This window comes from Paraburkholderia sp. GAS82 (genome assembly GCF_050436285.1).
In the GTDB taxonomy this organism is placed as follows: Bacteria; Pseudomonadota; Gammaproteobacteria; order Burkholderiales; family Burkholderiaceae; genus Paraburkholderia; species Paraburkholderia phenazinium_B.
Map to the genome: position 1 here is coordinate 980,164 of NZ_JBNDLX010000001.1, position 16,102 is coordinate 996,265.

A 16,102-nucleotide genomic window follows, 5' to 3' on the forward strand; every position below is an offset into this window, starting at 1 on the left:
GCGTGAGTCCGGGCGAACAGCGACGGCACGCTCAATACGATCGAATCGTTGCGCTGGCGCGCTGGCGTGCTGCGCTCGAAGGCGATCCGGTTGCACAGGCGCAGATGGCGGATGTCTTTGACAAAATAAAAAAGCCCGCCATCGCGGCGTCATTGCGCGCGTGTGCGACTGAACAGAATCCGGATCTCACGCACTAGAGTAGATTGGCAACGAAGCCGAATTATCCATAGGTCAGTGCCGCATTTCGCGGGCTCGACGCACAGCACGGCTTGCACGACCATCGCATCCTTGCAGACTGACGTCTTGTCACATGCCGCCCGCCATTTCAGGGCAGGACAGGACGGCTAGCGTTTGCTGTCTCTTCCGGATAGAAAATGCATCTGTCCACGCAACGACGTCGGACGCGCTAAAGTAAGTGTCGCCCCGCGCAGGGGCGACACTAAAGGATCACGAACAGATCAGGGAAAGGCCAACGAAAGACCGGATAATCACGCGTTAAAACCACGCGCCATTACCAGTGCCGATGCCCATAGTAGTCATGCCGCGACCACCAGCGATGCCCGTCCCAGTACTGGCCGCTATGCCAACCGATAACCAGCGACGGCGAAACGACAACAGGTGCCGCCACAACCGGTTGATAGGCTACGACAGCAGGCGGCGGAGGCGGCGGTGCATAAACCGGAGCAGGCGCGACATAAACCGGCGCCGGCAACGCCAGGTTGATCCCGATACCGACACCCGCATTGGCGAACTGCGAGACACCGAAGATAGCTGCCCCGAGACCGAGGCTGATCAAGAGTTTGCTTTTCATGTTGACCTCCAAACGTGTGGGGATGACGGCTTAACTGTAGCGCTGCGAAAGAACCCTTGAGTTACGCAAATGCAACAAAGCGTGAAGCTTGAAATTTTCACCATTGCGCGCCAATAGACGCTTTCGGGCGCGGTGTCTGGCGCAGGCGTGAGCGGGCGCAAGCGAGCGGCAACAGATGGTAATAACCGTAAAACGCTTTGCAACAGGACGAGGGGCGCAAAACGCCCGCACCTCGCGTTGAGAAGTGCGCAATCAGTCCCGGCACCGAAGCCCCCGCAATTCAAGGTGCAACTGCACGAGCCACGGTTGTGCGCAGTCGCCGGCAATCGACGCTTCGAAAGCCGGCTTTTCATACACCTGAACCTTGCGGGCAAGATCTGCATCTTCGAACGCACGCCTTGCGTTGACGCGCACCACCAGCGTGATCATTCCTGCACCGAGCAGCATGCCGCCCAGATAGACCAGCGCCGGCGTGCCGGCCTCGCTCATGCCGAACATCAGGATCAGGCCAAGACACGGCACAGCCGCAGCGCCCATCGACACCGCGAACAGCAGGAGATTGGCACGCAGCGCGGTCGCAAGACGGGGTTTCAGGGGCATGACCGTGCCGTCGGATAGAGAAGGGGACGAGGGCATCCATGCTGCACGCACGCGACTTACCCAAGACTTACCGGCGGCTACCGGTCGTTGCGAGCGTTCGCGGACCAGCCTATGCGCCGCGGCGAGCGCGGCGCCGCATCGCACCGCATCGCATCGACGAGCCACTGATTGTTTGAGTAAGTAACGGGTAAGTCGCCCGCTCCTAAAGTCGAGACCGCCTGATCCCACTACTTTAGGAACAACCGTGAAAAGACCTTTTTGTCGAAGGTATCCTCTGCTGCTGACGTTTGCGTCCGTGGCGCTGTATTCGGCGAGCACATGGGCACAGGGCGTCCCCGACGCCCAATCCGGCCCCGACGACTCCGGCTTCACCGTCCTGAGCAACGCGACCAACGTGACGCATTGGGGCCTTGGCGTAGGAGCCGGCGTCGCCGCATCGCCGTACAAAAGCGGCGACACCAAATACACGCCGATTCCGCTGATTTCCTTCGACGACAAATGGATCCATGCCCTCGGCACCACGATCGACCTGAAGATCGGCACCTGGGACAACGTGAGCGTCGCCTTGCGCGGCGACTATGCCCTAGCCGATGGCTACAGGAACGACGACGCGCCCATCCTGAACGGCATGCAGAATCGCAATCCTACGTTCTGGTACGGCCCGGCGCTCGCCTGGAAGACCGGCTTCGGCACGCTGTCGGCCGACTATCTGCTGGGCGGCAACCGCGGCGAGCGGGCCAAGATCGACTACAGCAAGTCGTACGATTTCGGCAAGTTCTCGCTGCAACCGTATGGTGGCGTCGAATGGCTCAGCAGCGACTACGTCAACTACTATTACGGCGTGCGAGCGTCGGAAGCGCGGGCAGGACGCCCCGAGTACACTGGCACCGCCGCCTACGACGTATCGCTCGGCACGCGCGCCAACTACAGCATCACGCGTCAGCAGAAACTGGTGCTGGACGTTGGCGTCAAGCACTTCACGAGCGGTATCTCCGACAGCCCCATCGTAGGACGCAGTTACCTTCCTGCGGTGCGGCTCGCTTACCTCTATCAGTTCAAATGAGCGCACCATCATGTCCCGGGTAGCCATTGTCGAAGACCACGAGCGCCTCGCGGAGATGGTGCGCCAGGCGCTCGCGGCGGCCGGAATCGAGGCCGATCTGTTCCACACCGTCTCCGAGGCGAGCTACGGCGTGAGCCGAGCCGACTATGACGTGCTGATCGTCGACCGCGGTTTGCCGGACGGCGATGGCCTCGCCTTTCTGCGCACGTTGCGCGCAGCGGGCCAGATGATGCCCTGTCTGATGCTGACCGCACGCGATGCGCTGCACGACCGCGTCGACGGACTGGAGAGCGGAGCGGACGACTACGTGACCAAGCCGTTCGCCATGAGCGAACTGGTGGCGCGCGTGCGCACGCTGATGCGCCGGCCGCCGGCACTGTCGGCGCTGGTTGCCGAGTTTGCCGATATCACGGTCGACCCGCAGCAGCACGCCATGCGCTGCGCGCACCGCTCGGTTCAGCTCGCGCAGGCCGAATTGCAGATCATGCTGTGCCTCGTAAAAGCCGGCGGCCAGACCGTTCGCCATGCCGCGCTCGAACATGCGGCCTGGGGCCTCGGCGAAGCCGTTACGCCCAACGCCCTGGAGGTGACCGTACACCGGCTGCGCAAGAAGCTGACGACGGTGGGGACGAGGCTGCGGCTCGCCAACATCCGGGGTGCGGGCTTCGCGCTGCAGGCCACGCCCGCGTCGACCGGCGCACCATCATTGTCCTGAGGCGGCCCGCTCACCATGTTCACCTTCTTCACCATGCTCAATCGCTGGATTCGAAGTCTGTCCGCGCGCTTATGGGTGACCAGCATCGTTGCGCTGGCGCTGACGCTGACCGTGCTGGCCATGGGTGTCACCTATGCGTTCAACCACTACCCGGAACAGATGCTGGGGCGGCACGACCTGATTCAGCACACGAAGGAGCTCGCAAGCGGCGTCCGCTTCGATGGCGCTGGCCGTCCCGTCTCCGTCAATCTGCCCGCGGAGCAAGCCTGGATTTTTTCGGCGGCACCGACCGAGATTCACTACCGGGTACTCGACGAGCAGGGCCACGTGTTGTTCGCCTCGGCGAACGCGCAGAACGGTCCGGCCTGGGTTCCGGGCGACCTTGCTGCGGCTGTCGGCCATATCGAGCAGGTAAAGATGGACGGCAGATCGTTCGACATCACGACGCTCCAGCTGCGGCAGGGACCGGCGCATTTCTATGCGCAGATCGCAACGAGCGCACGTCTTCTCGATGCAATGATCGGTACGAAGGTTCGGCAGATTCCCGCCAATGTGCGAATCATCACCTCCATCGCCGCGATTATTTTCGGCCTGACGTTGACGGTCACGGTGCATCGGCTACTCAAGCCGCTGCGGGAGGCGTCGAGTGCAGCTGCGCTGATTACGCCGCGCAACCTGACGACACGGCTGTCGTTGCGAGGCATGCCGAGCGAGATCAAGCCGCTGATCGAGGCGTTCAACGGAGCGCTCGGCAGACTGGAAAACGGCTTCACCGTGCAGCAGCAGTTTCTCGCTTCGGCGGCGCATGAACTGCAGACGCCGCTCACGCTGGTCCGCGGTCAGATCGAGTTGCAGCCCGGTATCGAGGACAAGGGACTCCTGCTTCGCGAGATCGATCTGATGGCGCGCCAGGTCCGCCAGCTGTTGCATCTGGCCGAAGTCAGCGAGGCGCAGAATTTCACGTTCGGTGAGGTGAGTACGGTCGACGTGGCACGCGACGTCCTGGCGTACCTCGGGCGCAAGGCCGATACGAAGCAGGTCAAACTCGAGCTCGACTCATCGGGCGCGCCGGCCTCTGTGTGGGCGGATCGCAGTGCGCTCTTCATCCTGCTGAAAAACATTGTCGAAAACGCGATCAACGTGTCGCCGCCCAATAGCGTCGTGTGGCTTGTCATAGGCGCGGCTTCGATCGAGGTTAGCGATGCGGGGCCCGGTATCCGCGAGGAACACCTGCCTTTTCTGTTCAAGCGGTTCTGGCGGGCGCCCGGCGTCAGACACGATGGCGCTGGCCTCGGGCTCGCTATCTGCAAGGAAATCGCGGTCGCGCACGAATGGCGGCTGACCGTGAGCCGTCTGGCCGCGGGGACGCGCTTTATCGTCGGCTTCTAGATGCCGGCGCGTGCAACGGGCACGACGCTTGGCATGCGCTCAGGACGCATGCCAGAGATCGGTCGAGACGAATGCGAGCACCGTCAGCGCGAGGCCCGTGACCACCCCATAACCGGTCCACAACAGCACGCCTCGCGCCACTTGCGGCAACCAGCGACCGCCGTACACGCGCTTGAGCGCGAGAATCAGATAGATCAGGACCACGAGCATGACCCAGCCGCCAAAATTCCGCACACCGGGAATCAGGCAAAGCAGAAACACCAGGAAAATAAACGCATGCAGGTGCACCGTAAATAGCAGATGCATGCCGTAGTTCTGGCGCCTCTTCCGGTAGACGTACCCACACATCGCCGCAAACACCGGCATCAGCACGAACACCGTATACGGCAGGCGATGCAAAACGTGGTCGTTGAATGCGGCGAGTTTGCCCGGTTGAAACACCCAGTTCATGTGCCTGTCGAGGAACCCCAGCACCGCTTTGCCATTCGGATCGGTCTCCGAGGCGGCGAGGGTGGAGAAAACCTGGGTGGCGGGTACGGTGCGGTTATCGTCGAGGGTTACAACGGTGGGCGTGGGCGTCATGACGGTGGTCCAGCCCAGCAGCAGAAAAAACACAAAACTGAACGTCACATACAGCGACAGCGGCTTCACATAGCGGCGCCGGCGCCCCTGGAGATATTCGATCGTGAGCTGCCCCGGCTTGAGCAGCAGCATCCTGACGGTGGGGACGAGTTTGCCTTCCGCGGCCACGTAATGATGCAGATACTCATGCGCGAATTCGCGCAAGGTGGGCATTTCGTGCACGGTTTCCTGGCCGCATTGCGCGCAATACGGCCCATGCACCGGCGCATCGCAGTTGGGGCAGGCGTCGGGCAGTTCGTGTGCGGCATCGTGGCTATGCGTGATTTGCGACATGCGGATGCGGGGCCGGAAGCTATGACAGGCAGCATTCTGACCGCGGCGGCGAGGCACCGTCAAGGATCTGTCAATAAGCGGCGGGGAAGTAAGGGATGCGAAAGGCTTCTGCGGAAGAGCCGATCTGCCGTGTCGACCGGCGTCGTCGGCTAGCTGCTTGTGAGCGCTACGAACAGATTTCGTACATCGAAGGGTTTTTCGCAGCGCGGATAGCGCAGGTAGCCGGGATCGAGCGCATCGGCGCCATAGCCGGTGGTGAAGACGAAGCGGACGTCGCGTCCGGCCAGCCAGTCCGCAATCGGATAGGACTTCTCGCCATGCAGGTCGACGTCGAGCACGGCACTGTCGAAGGCATCCCGGTGGGCTTCGACAAACTTCAGCGCTTCGTCTGCCCAGCCGAACGGACCGACGATGGTGGCGCCCGCTTCCTCGAGCAGTGCGCACAGGCTCTGCGCGACCAGATAATCATCCTCTACCACGAGAATGCGGCGCCCCTGCAGCTCAGCGCTTTGTCCCATGGCTGTCTCCGAAAGATTCAAGTGTGACCCGTGGGCCGCTCCGGCCTCAGCGGCATGGCGATCCGGCACGAAACGCCATCCTCGCCAAAGACGAGTTCGGCTTTCGCGCGGAGCGAAAAAGGCAGGCCCTGCTCGATCAACTGCCTCCCGTATCCGCGGCGCGTCGATTCCGGGGGCTGCGGCAGACCGCTTTCCCGCCACTCCAGTACCAGCAAGGAATGGTCCTGTTGCCGATCCTCCAGACGCCAACTGATGTCGAGATAGCCCTGGCCGCTCTTCAGCGCGCCGTATTTCACGGCGTTGGTGGCGAGTTCATGAACTGCGAGAGCGATGTTCTGCACGTATTCGAGGCCGAGCGGAACCGTCGGACCGGAGATGGCGACGTTTTCGGCGGCGCTGCCGGCAATGGTCTCGATCTCCATGCGCACGATCTCACCGAGTTCGATCTGCTCGTCGCTTGCCTGGCCGAGCAGTCCCTGTAGACGCCCCAGTGCGCCCAGCCGGCTGGTAAATGCTTCCAGCGGTGCACCTTTGACGAGCGTCTGCATGGCGATCGATTCGACCACGGCCAGCAGGTTACGGGTGCGATGCTGCAGTTCGGCAACGAGGATCTTCTGGCGCTGCTCGGCGCGCGTGAGGCTCGTCACGTTCAGGAAGGTGACCACCACGCCCTCCGCCTTGTCATCGCCGTTTCGATAGGGCGCGAGGCGTACAAGGTAATGCATATGGTGATCGTCGCTGTCGACCCGGCGCTCGATAACCTCGCCGCTGGCCACAACCCTGGCGATCGCTTCGTCGAAGCCGGTGAGCCGCAGGCGGCTCGCCAGATCGGTGATGGGCCGGCCGCGGTCGGCCGCGCGGATATTGAACACCTCGGACATGGCCGGCGTGAAGCTGCGAATCACCAGCCTGTTGTCCAGAAACACCGTGGCGACCGCAGTGCTGTCGAACAGGTTCTGCAGGTCGCTCCTGGCGCGGTCGAGCGCTTCGATCTTGCCGTTCAGTTCGGTATTGACGGTGTGCAGCTCTTCGTTGAGCGACACCAGTTCTTCCTTGGACGCCTCCATCTCCTCGTTGGTCGACTGCAGTTCTTCGTTGACCGAAACGAGTTCCTCGTTCGACGACTTCAGCTCTTCGAGCGCCGTTTCATATTCCTCGATCATCGATTGCAGGCGCTCGCGCGTCTCGCGCAACTCGCGCTCCATCTGCAGCGCGGTGCCGGTGGTGGTGGCTTGCGCGCGGTTTAACGCTTCCTCGCGGCTCAGCACGGGACCCTGATCGACGAACAGGACCAGATAGAGCGGATCGGCGCCGGAGCGGGTGGCAAGCGGCTCCACAGTCAGGCTGACCACCTGCACGCGACCGTCGTCCTCCTCGACCGCAATACCGTCGCGTGTGACGGTGCGGCCCGATTCCACTGCTTCGCGAAACACCGTGCGCAGTTCAAGGCGGATGCCTTTGCGTGCCATCGTGAAAATCTGCCGGGTCGGCGCACCGGGCGCCGCTTCGAGATACTTGCCGGTGCGCGAGGAATAGTAGGCGACATCGCCTTCCCGGTTCACCACGACATGGGGCGGGGCAAATCGCTCGAGCACCTGGGTGTCGACCATCTGGCGCAACGCCGCGCCGCCGGGCTGGACGCGCCGCGGCGTGAGTTCGTGCGTTTGCCCTGGGCGCAAGGCCGACACCGTGAGCGGCAGACGCACGCGTGGCATGACATCCGAGCGGCGCTGGAAGATACGATGTTTTTTCTCGAGCGGCACGAACAGATCGTCGAACTGGCTCACGCTCTCCGAGGCGCCGAGGAACAGATAACCGTCCGGACGCAGTGCATAGTGGAAGGTCGGAATCACCTGGCTTTGCAGGTCCAGACCGAAATAGATCAGCAGGTTGCGGCAGGAGACCAGATCGATACGGGAGAAGGGCGGGTCGCGAATCACGTTGTGCGGCGAGAAAATGCACAGGTCGCGCACTTCCTTGGCCACTGCGAAGCTGCCGCCGTCGGAGATGAAAAAGCGCCGGCGCCGTGCGGGCGAGACACTGCCGAGCAACGCGGCCGGATACCTGGCGGCGCGTGCGACGGCGAGGGCCCGGTCGTCGATATCGGTGGCGAAGATCTGCACGCGCGGCACGACCGCGAGCTGATCCATATGCTCGCGCAGCAGGATGGCGAGCGAATACACTTCCTCGCCGGTGGCGCAACCGGGAACCCAGATGCGCACGATATCGTCGATGCCGCGCGCCTCGAAGAGCCTGGACACGACCAGTTCGGCAAGCGCATCGAACGCTTCGGCGTCGCGAAAAAAGTTGGTCACGTTGATCAGCAGATCGCGAAACAGCGCGTTGACTTCCTGCTGATGATCGCGCAGGTGTGCAACGTACGCTTCCAGATGACCGATCTGCACCACCTGCATACGCCGTTGCACACGTCGCATGAAGGTCTTGAGCTTGTAGCCGCTGAAGTCGTGGCTGATCTGGCCACGCAAAATGCCGTAGATCTCCGCCTGCGCCTGCTCGATCTTTTGCAGCTCTTCCTGGGCGCTGGCGCTGAACGCAATGTCGTCCAGCACGTAAGCGCTGCGGGCAAACTCCGCCAGCTTGTTGCCCATTGCCTCGACTGGCAGCGCGTAGTCGACGAGCCCGGTGGCGATGGCACTATCCGGCATGTTGGCGTGTTGCGGCCCAAAACCGTCGGCAACCTGCGCCATCGTCAGGCCGCCGCGTTCCTTGACGGCTTTGAGGCCAAGCGTGCCGTCCGAGTCGCCGCCGGACAACACCACACACACCGCCAGCTCGCCCTGGTCTTCGGCGAGCGAGCTGAAAAACACATCGATCGGTTTGCGTTCGCGGTGCAACGCGTTTTGCGGATGGAGACGCAGATGCCCCTTTTCGACGCCGAGCATGGCGTCCGAGGGCAGCACGTAGACATGATTCTTCTGGACCGGCTCGCCGTCTACCACCACATGCACCGGCATCGTGGTATAGCGCCCGACAATCTCGGACAACAGGCTGTCGCGTGCGGGACCGAGATGCGTAACGATCACGAGGGCCAGCTCCGGCTCTTCAGGCATACCGCGGAAAAACCCTTCAAGCGCTTCGATACCGCCCGCGGAGGCGCCGATGCCAACTACCGGAAATCGCGCTGGCGTGCTCATCGTGCGATTCGCGCGACGGCGTACTGGCGCGGGGATACAGTCAGCGAGACGCTGGCTGCGTGTTGGCTTGGCATGGGATTCCTGGCGGCGGGGCGGATTGAGAGTAGTCGATAATCCTACCTTGATTTGGCCTGCAGTTACCGTTAGTTGGTTTCGGGCCGGGTGGATTTTGCGTCGAGGCGCCGGCAAGCGAAGCTTCCGGCGTGTTCATCCACGTTGTCGCAGCATTCCTTGTGCCCGGTCCAGGCTGCGCTCGCTGTATTCGTCCTGGTAAAGCGGGGTGTGCTGATTGCCAGTCAGGCCATTGCGACCGCGACCGGCCTGCCGATCGTGAGGTAATGCAGCAGCGCGAGCAGCGGAAACACGCTCGCGACGATGGCGGTCAAGGTCCAGCCGCCGTGCTCATACAGCGTACTCGCGAGCGACGAGCCGAGCGCGCCGCCGATAAAAATGCTCGTCATATACAGGGCATTCAGACGGTTGCGGCTCGCCGCATGCAGGCCGTAGATCGCACGTTGGCCGATCACCATGTTCATCTGCGCGGCGAAGTCGAGCACGACACCCGTAACGACGAGACCGCCAACGCCCCACGCGGGATGAATCAGCGAGGGCGTAAAGGCGAGCGCGGCGATCACCAGCGCGACCAGTGTTGCGCTAACCGAGTGGCCCGCATCGGCAAGGCGTCCCGCAATCGGCGCGGAGGTGGCGCCAATTGCGCCGACCAGGGCGAACAGCGCAATGCCGTTCTGCGACAGCCCGTAATGACGTGTCAGCTCAATCGGCACGGTGGTCCAGAAGAGGCTGAAGGTAGCGAACATCAAGCCCTGATACAGCGCACGATGACGCAGCACCGGCAACGTAGCGACCAGTTCGCCGAGCGAATGGATCAACTGGAAGTAGGTCGCCTGGTGCGAGGGTTGGCGCGGCGGAATCGTCAGCGCGAGCACGGTTGTCACGATCGCCATCACCACAGCGGCCGCGCCGAACACGACGCGCCAGCCGAAATGCCCGGCCACCACGCTTGAGAGCGGCCGCGACAGCAGGATGCCGAGCAGCAGGCCGCTCATGATGTTGCCGACCACGCGGCCGCGCGTTTCGTCGGGCGCGAGGTGCGCCGCCAACGGAATCAGGATCTGCACCGCAACCGAACTGAACCCGACCAGTAGCGAGATCGCCAGAAACGCGCTCGGCTGACGTGTCACGGCGGCCAGCGCGAGACTGACGATGGCGACGAGCGCCGTTGTGATCATCAGCTTGCGGTTTTCCAGCAGATCGCCGAGCGGGACGAGGAAGAACAGTCCCAGGGCGTAGCCGATCTGCGTCAGCGAGACGATCAGGCTGGCCGTGCCGCCCGTCATATGGATGTCCGGTGCGATCAGTTCGGTGATCGGCTGGGCGTAGTAGATGTTGGCGACGATCGCGCCGCAGCAGAAGGCGAACATCGCGGTCAGGCCGCGAGTCATCTGGACGGTGCCGCCATTTGCGCTGGCGGCGGGTGAGTTGGAGGTCATGGCAAATCCTGATTGACGAACCCGCATAGGATATCGGTTGCGATACGTGAGTAGAATACGTCCATTGAGCAACCTGGCGTTGCGTGCAGCGCAACGCCAGGCGTCGAGTTGTACCGTTTGGGTCCGGCCTCGACGTTACCGGAGGAGGTCGGGAAGTGGACAAGCTGGTTGCCTTGAATACCTTGCTGGAAGTGGCCGAGGCGGGTGGCTTTTCCAAAGCGGCCCAGCGGCTGGGTGTTGCCACTTCGTCCGTCACACGTTTGATGGACGCGCTCGAAGCTTCGCTCGGTACCGCGTTGCTGACCCGCACGACGCGGTGCGTCAGCCTGACCGATGCCGGTACGGCCTACGTCGAGCAGATCAGCAAGGTACTCGACGATCTCGCGGTGGCCGACGACAGCATCTTCGATAGCGGGGCGTCGCCAGTCGGGGTGCTACGCATTTCCGTGCCGACCGCGTACAGCCGGCTGCAACTCGCGCCGCATCTGGCGAGCTTTCTCGCCACCTATCCGCGCATGGTGCTCGACGTCGTGGTCGGCGACTATTACGTCGATCTTGCCGCCGAGCGGATCGATGTCGCGGTCCGGATCGGCCTGCCGTCGCGTGACGAACACCTGGTCATCAGAAAACTGGCCGATAACGCGCGCTTCGTGGTCGCGAGTCCCGCGTATTTCGCGCGCTGCGGCCTGCCGTCCGAGCCGCAGGAATTGGCCGCGCACGAGTGCCTGCGCTTCGGCTATGGCGGAACCTATCGGCCCGCGCGCCAGATCTGGACTTTCCTGCGGGGCGAGACCGAGGTGCGCGTCGAAGTGGAGGGCCGCATGATTGCCAATAATCCGGACATTCTGCTGGAAGCGGTGCTTGCGGGCCGCGGCATCGCCTTGCTGCCGGAATGGCTGGTCGCAGCGGAGATTCACGCGGGCCGCCTCGTGCGCCTGTTTGCCGACGCCGAAATCAATCCGCATGCCGGCCGGTCGGCGGTCTACGCGGCTTACCTGCCGAATCGCCGCCATTCGAGCAAGGTGCGCACCTTTGTGCAGTTCCTGCAGGAACGCGTGCAAGGCGTTCGGGAGGCGTGAGCCGAGCGCTACGGCTCGCTTTGCGTCAGCTCAGGCTACTTACGGTACTTACGGTGTTGCCGGCCTCAGCGCATGGCAGCCTGCATCAACAGGCGGAATGGCAGCGCGAGCAACATTGCCCCTGCCACGCCTGCGCACCACAGGGCGACGAACCAGAGCACGCGCTTGAGCCGCGTAGGAGCAGGGCGTTTCGCCGTGCCTGGTTGCACGAGCGAAGAAGCGGTCTGCTTTTGTGTAGTCGGGGGCCAGGAAAGTCGCATTGCAGCGTACCTTGTCAAAGCTTAGTGGTACTTCGCACCCGGCGCAGACTTGCCGCGGAACACGTGATATCCGAGTGTCGTGTAGATCAGAATCACCGGCAGGATGATTACCGCACCCACCAGCGTGAAGAGCTGACTCGAGCGCGGCGCAGCGGCGTCCTGGAGCGTGATGGCGTACGGTATCGCATACGGCCAGATGCTAACGAGCAGGCCAATGTAGCCGAGCAGGATCAGCAGCAGCGTCAGCAGAAACGGCGTGTTGTCGTGCCGGCGTCTCAGCGCGCGGAGCATAAACAGCGCGGTAATCACGACGAGAAACGGCACCGGCAGCAAGCGATGCAGCAGGCCCGAATCGAACCAGCGCGCCGCGATTTTCGCGTCGGTCAGCGGCGTCCAGATCGACACCACCACCATGAAGCCGAGCAGCACGAAAGTGAGGGGACGCACGACCTCGTGCAGACGATGTTGCAGGTCGCCCTCGGTCTTCATGATGAGCCAGCAGGCGCCGAGCAATGCGTATGTCGCCATCAGGCCAAAGCCGGTGAGCAGGCTGAATGGTGTCAGCCAGAAAAACGGCGGCCCGGCGAACACGCCGTTCGTCACCGGAATACCCTGCAGGTAGGCGCCCAGAATGACGCCCTGAAAAAACGACGCGCCACCCGATCCGGCGATGAAGGCGAGGTTCCAGAGGTTTTTGGTGCGGGTTGCCTTCTCGCGGATTTCAAAGGAAACGCCGCGAAAAATCAGGCAGACGAGCATCGTGACGATCGGCAGATACAGCGCCGAGAGCACGATCGAATAGACCGCGGGAAACACCGCAAAGAGCGCTGCGCCGCCGAGCACCAGCCAGGTCTCGTTGCCGTCCCAGACTGGCGCAATGGTCGCGATCATCAGGTCGCGCTCGCCGTCGTCGGGGAAGAACGGGAAAATCATCCCGATGCCGAGATCGAAGCCATCGAGGGCGACATACATGAAGAGCCCTAAGGCGATAATCGCGGCCCAGATCGTCGTCACGTCCATGCTGTGCTCCGCTTCAGGTGAGTAGAGGTTCGCGGGATGTTGCCGTTTGCCTCGGGTGCCGGTTCCTGCTCCACCGGGCGCATCATTCGACTGCGGCGAGCGGCCGCCGGCCGCTGCTGTTCGTATCGGCGGCGCTCGCATTGCGCGGCCCTGCGTCCTCGTAGGCTGGGCCGATGCGCAGCAGCTTGAGGATGTAGTAGATGCCCGTGCAGAACACCAGGCAATACACGATCACGAAGATCATCAGCGACACGCTCACGTCCTGCTGGGTCACTGGCGACACCGCTTGCGCGGTGCGCAGCACGCCGTATACCACCCACGGCTGGCGGCCCGCTTCGGTCGTCACCCAGCCGGCAAGCAGCGTCACGAATCCGGCCGGCCCCATGGCCACCATGATGCGCTGGAACAGACGGTTTTCGTAAACACGGCCGTGGCGCCGCAGCACCAGTCCGATCAACGCGAGCAAGATCATCAGCATGCCGAGGCCCGCCATGACGCGAAAGGTCCAGAAGATGATCGACGAATTCGGCCGGTCCTCTTTCGGAAACTCTTTCAGGCCGCGAATTTCGCCGTCCCACGAGTGCGTCAGGATCAGGCTGCCGAGATGCGGAATCTGGATCGCGTAGCGGGTCACTTCGGCCTGCATGTCCGGAAAGCCGATCAGGTTGAGCGCGGTTCCGCCGTGCTCGGTTTCCCACAGACCTTCGATAGCCGCGATCTTCGCAGGCTGGTATTTGCGCGTGTTCAGGCCATGCTGATCGCCCACCAGCGCCTGGATCGGCGCGAGCACCAGCAATAGCCAGAGCGCCATCGAAAACATGGTTTTGACGGCGGGGTCGCGCCGGCCGCGCAACAGATGCCACGCGCCGGTGGCAGCAACAACCAGCGCGCCGACGATGAACGCGGCGATCGCCATATGGGCGAGCCGGTAGGGGAACGAGGGGTTGAAGATGATCTTCAGCCAGTCCTGCGGCACTACGTGACCGTCCTCGATCGTGAAGCCCTGCGGGGTCTGCATCCAGCTATTGGAGGCGAGAATCCAGAAGGTGGAAATCAGCGTGCCGGTGGCGACCAGCAGCGTCGCCCCGAAATGCGCCTTGCGTCCCACGCGATCCCAGCCGAACAGCATGATGCCGAGAAAGCCGGCCTCGAGAAAGAACGCGGTCATCACCTCGTAGGTGAGGAGCGGTCCGGTGATAGGCCCGGCGAATTTCGAAAAGCCGGCCCAGTTGGTGCCGAACTGGTACGCCATCACCACACCGGAGACGACGCCCATACCGAAACCGATCGCGAAGACCTTCGACCAGTACAGGCACAGTTCCTTGTAGTGCGGTTTGCCGCTTTTCAGCCACGCCGCTTCCAGCACGGCGATGAAGCTGGCAAGGCCGATGCTCATCGCCGGGAAGATGATGTGGAACGATACCGTGAACGCAAACTGCAATCGCGAGAGGTCCAGCGCGCTGAGGTTCATCATTGCGGTCTCCCGAAGACGAGGGCTGGCTGGGTTGGCGGAGCGACTCCGCAGGCACATGGCAACATACACTTTTTTTCGCCGCGGTGTCGCTAACCTGCGTTCGCAGAACGTGACGGAGCAGGGAAGTGCAGCTCGCCGCTATGCGTTTCCTTGAACGAGGCGCGAGCGCACGAAGCCGACATGCTCGCGTAATACGTAAAACGCATCGGCGTAGGCGAGCGGCATGCGCAGGCTGTTGAGCGAGTCTTCGATCTGGTCGAGCTCCTCGACAAGCGCATCGCGTTGGGCCTGCGACGGATCCTTCAGCGCCTCGCGCTCGATTGCGATCAGCGAACCGTAGTTGCGATAGATGCGCGAGCGGACACGCCAGCGGTACAGTGCCGGCACCAGCCGCATGGCGGGGAACAGCAGCACGGCGACTGGCAGCAGCAGAACCAGAGTGCGATCGCCGACGCTCGCCAGCCAGAACGGCAGATTGCGGTAGAGAAAGCTCTTGCCGGTCTTGTAGTAGCGCTGCGCGTCGTCGCTGATCGGATACTCGTGCTGGATCGGGCTCGGAAATTGTCCCGCGTGCTGCAGAAGGCCGGGCATGCCGTGAATCTCCTGCGCAGCTTCGATCAGCAGATCGGAGATGGCGGGGTGCAGCCTGGTACGCGCGATGATTTCCACGGTCGGGCTGATCAGATGGATGGTGTCGTTCGGGATTTTGTGGCGCAGGTCGAGCACGCCGGGCGGCAGGTCGATTTCATCCAGATACGGAAAGAGCCGCGTATAGGCGCTCGCTTCCTCGAAGTCCATCACGGAGATACCGGGCACGCGCAATAGCCGCAGCATCAGGGCGCGGGTGGCCGAATCGCCGTTGAGGATCGCGGCATCGGCGTCGCCCGAGACCAGCTTCGTGGCGGCTTCCAGCCCGTCGGCGGGCAACAGCGTCGTGTTCTGGCCAGGCACGATGCCGTTCGCGGCCAGCAGGTTAAGCGCCAGCACCCGCGTGCCGCTGCCTTCGCGGCCCACGGCGATGCGTTTGCCTTCGAGTTGCGCGAGCCGCGTAATGCCGCTGCCGCGATAGAACACCACGATCGGGTCATAGAACACGCTGCCAAGCGACATCAACGAGGAAGCCCCGAGCCCATCGGTTACGCCGCCTTGCACCAGCGCGACGTCCACATGCTGTTTTGGGTCCAGCAGCCGTTGCAGGTTCTGCAGCGAGCCGTCCGATTCCAGCACCTTCAGCGTGATGCCGTTACGGGCGAGAATCTTTTTGTATTCGTTGGCGGCCTGCAGGAACGAACTGTCGTGCGGGCCGGCGCTCATGACGATCGTACGTGGCGGCGCCGGATCCACCAGCCAGATCACCAGCGTGATCACCAGCACCACGAACACGGCGATCGGTGCGAACGTCAAGGTTAGATCGCGCAGATCGGCATGGGAATGCTCGCCTTGAAAACTCGGTGGTCGCGGGCGATGGTGTCTCATGAAAGCTCCGTACGGGTGGCGGGGCAGGTCTTATGGCGCGCGCGGCGCGCGGTGTCTGCACGTATAGCGTAGCAGCACTGGCTTTCGTCTGAGCCTGGAAAGTGTGGAAATGCGCG

15 protein-coding genes are annotated in these 16,102 nt (G+C 62.8%); 5 read left to right on the forward strand and 10 right to left on the reverse strand.

Annotation, left to right across the window (positions count from 1 at the left end; genetic code table 11):
- Positions 1–2 precede the first annotated feature (2 nt).
- Positions 3–197, forward strand: coding sequence for a hypothetical protein (locus P3T17_RS04290; RefSeq protein WP_429404893.1), 195 nt, complete (start codon positions 3–5; stop codon positions 195–197).
- A 314-nt stretch (positions 198–511) separates the two neighbouring features.
- On the opposite strand, the gene P3T17_RS04295 is transcribed toward P3T17_RS04290, so the two are convergent.
- Both P3T17_RS04295 and P3T17_RS04300 read right to left on the reverse strand, forming a co-directional pair.
- Positions 512–811, reverse strand: coding sequence for a hypothetical protein (locus tag P3T17_RS04295; RefSeq protein WP_074264460.1), 300 nt, complete (start codon positions 809–811; stop codon positions 512–514).
- Positions 812–1,063: 252 nt separating this feature from the next.
- Entirely contained in the window at positions 1,064–1,411 is a 348-nt protein-coding gene (locus P3T17_RS04300; protein ID WP_429404895.1) for a hypothetical protein, read from the reverse strand.
- 244 nt (positions 1,412–1,655) lie between these two features.
- Here P3T17_RS04300 and P3T17_RS04305 point away from each other — a divergent pair, with 244 nt between their 5' ends.
- Genes P3T17_RS04305 through P3T17_RS04315 form a run of 3 tightly spaced genes read left to right on the forward strand, consistent with a single transcriptional unit; the run spans position 1,656 to position 4,578 of the window.
- Entirely contained in the window at positions 1,656–2,474 is an 819-nt protein-coding gene (locus P3T17_RS04305; protein ID WP_429404896.1) for a MipA/OmpV family protein, read from the forward strand.
- A 10-nt stretch (positions 2,475–2,484) separates the two neighbouring features.
- The gene (locus P3T17_RS04310) at positions 2,485–3,189 is read left to right on the forward strand and encodes a response regulator transcription factor (RefSeq protein WP_429404897.1); all 705 of its coding nucleotides are present in this window, start codon (positions 2,485–2,487) and stop codon (positions 3,187–3,189) included.
- Positions 3,190–3,204: 15 nt separating this feature from the next.
- Positions 3,205–4,578, forward strand: coding sequence for an ATP-binding protein (locus tag P3T17_RS04315; RefSeq protein ID WP_429404899.1), 1,374 nt, complete (start codon positions 3,205–3,207; stop codon positions 4,576–4,578).
- 39 nt (positions 4,579–4,617) lie between these two features.
- Here the strand turns inward: P3T17_RS04315 and P3T17_RS04320 are convergent, their stop codons facing one another.
- From P3T17_RS04320 to P3T17_RS04335, 4 genes are all read right to left on the reverse strand, one after another.
- Entirely contained in the window at positions 4,618–5,493 is an 876-nt protein-coding gene (locus P3T17_RS04320) for a DUF3667 domain-containing protein (protein WP_429404901.1), read from the reverse strand.
- A 149-nt stretch (positions 5,494–5,642) separates the two neighbouring features.
- A complete protein-coding gene (locus tag P3T17_RS04325) occupies positions 5,643–6,011 on the reverse strand; it encodes a response regulator (protein ID WP_074264465.1) in 369 nt (122 codons plus the stop codon).
- 17 nt (positions 6,012–6,028) lie between these two features.
- A complete protein-coding gene (locus P3T17_RS04330) occupies positions 6,029–9,166 on the reverse strand; it encodes a CheR family methyltransferase (protein WP_429404903.1) in 3,138 nt (1,045 codons plus the stop codon).
- Between the two features lie 296 nt (positions 9,167–9,462).
- The gene (locus P3T17_RS04335) at positions 9,463–10,677 is read right to left on the reverse strand and encodes an MFS transporter (RefSeq protein ID WP_074264467.1); all 1,215 of its coding nucleotides are present in this window, start codon (positions 10,675–10,677) and stop codon (positions 9,463–9,465) included.
- Between the two features lie 155 nt (positions 10,678–10,832).
- Here P3T17_RS04335 and P3T17_RS04340 point away from each other — a divergent pair, with 155 nt between their 5' ends.
- Entirely contained in the window at positions 10,833–11,756 is a 924-nt protein-coding gene (locus P3T17_RS04340; RefSeq protein ID WP_429404905.1) for a LysR family transcriptional regulator, read from the forward strand.
- Positions 11,757–11,821: 65 nt separating this feature from the next.
- On the opposite strand, the gene P3T17_RS04345 is transcribed toward P3T17_RS04340, so the two are convergent.
- The 4 genes from P3T17_RS04345 to P3T17_RS04360 all read right to left on the reverse strand — a co-directional run bounded on the left by P3T17_RS04345 (position 11,822) and on the right by P3T17_RS04360 (position 15,986).
- Positions 11,822–12,016, reverse strand: a complete 195-nt coding sequence (locus P3T17_RS04345; RefSeq protein WP_429404907.1) for a hypothetical protein — start codon at positions 12,014–12,016, stop codon at positions 11,822–11,824.
- Between the two features lie 21 nt (positions 12,017–12,037).
- Positions 12,038–13,036: a cytochrome d ubiquinol oxidase subunit II gene (cydB, locus tag P3T17_RS04350; RefSeq protein WP_429287025.1), complete on the reverse strand. Its 999-nt coding sequence runs from the start codon at positions 13,034–13,036 to the stop codon at positions 12,038–12,040.
- An 82-nt stretch (positions 13,037–13,118) separates the two neighbouring features.
- Positions 13,119–14,507: a cytochrome ubiquinol oxidase subunit I gene (locus P3T17_RS04355; protein ID WP_429405506.1), complete on the reverse strand. Its 1,389-nt coding sequence runs from the start codon at positions 14,505–14,507 to the stop codon at positions 13,119–13,121.
- Positions 14,508–14,648: 141 nt separating this feature from the next.
- Positions 14,649–15,986 (reverse strand): TAXI family TRAP transporter solute-binding subunit, encoded by a 1,338-nt coding sequence (locus P3T17_RS04360; RefSeq protein WP_429404908.1) that lies wholly within the window; start codon positions 15,984–15,986, stop codon positions 14,649–14,651.
- Positions 15,987–16,102 lie beyond the last annotated feature (116 nt).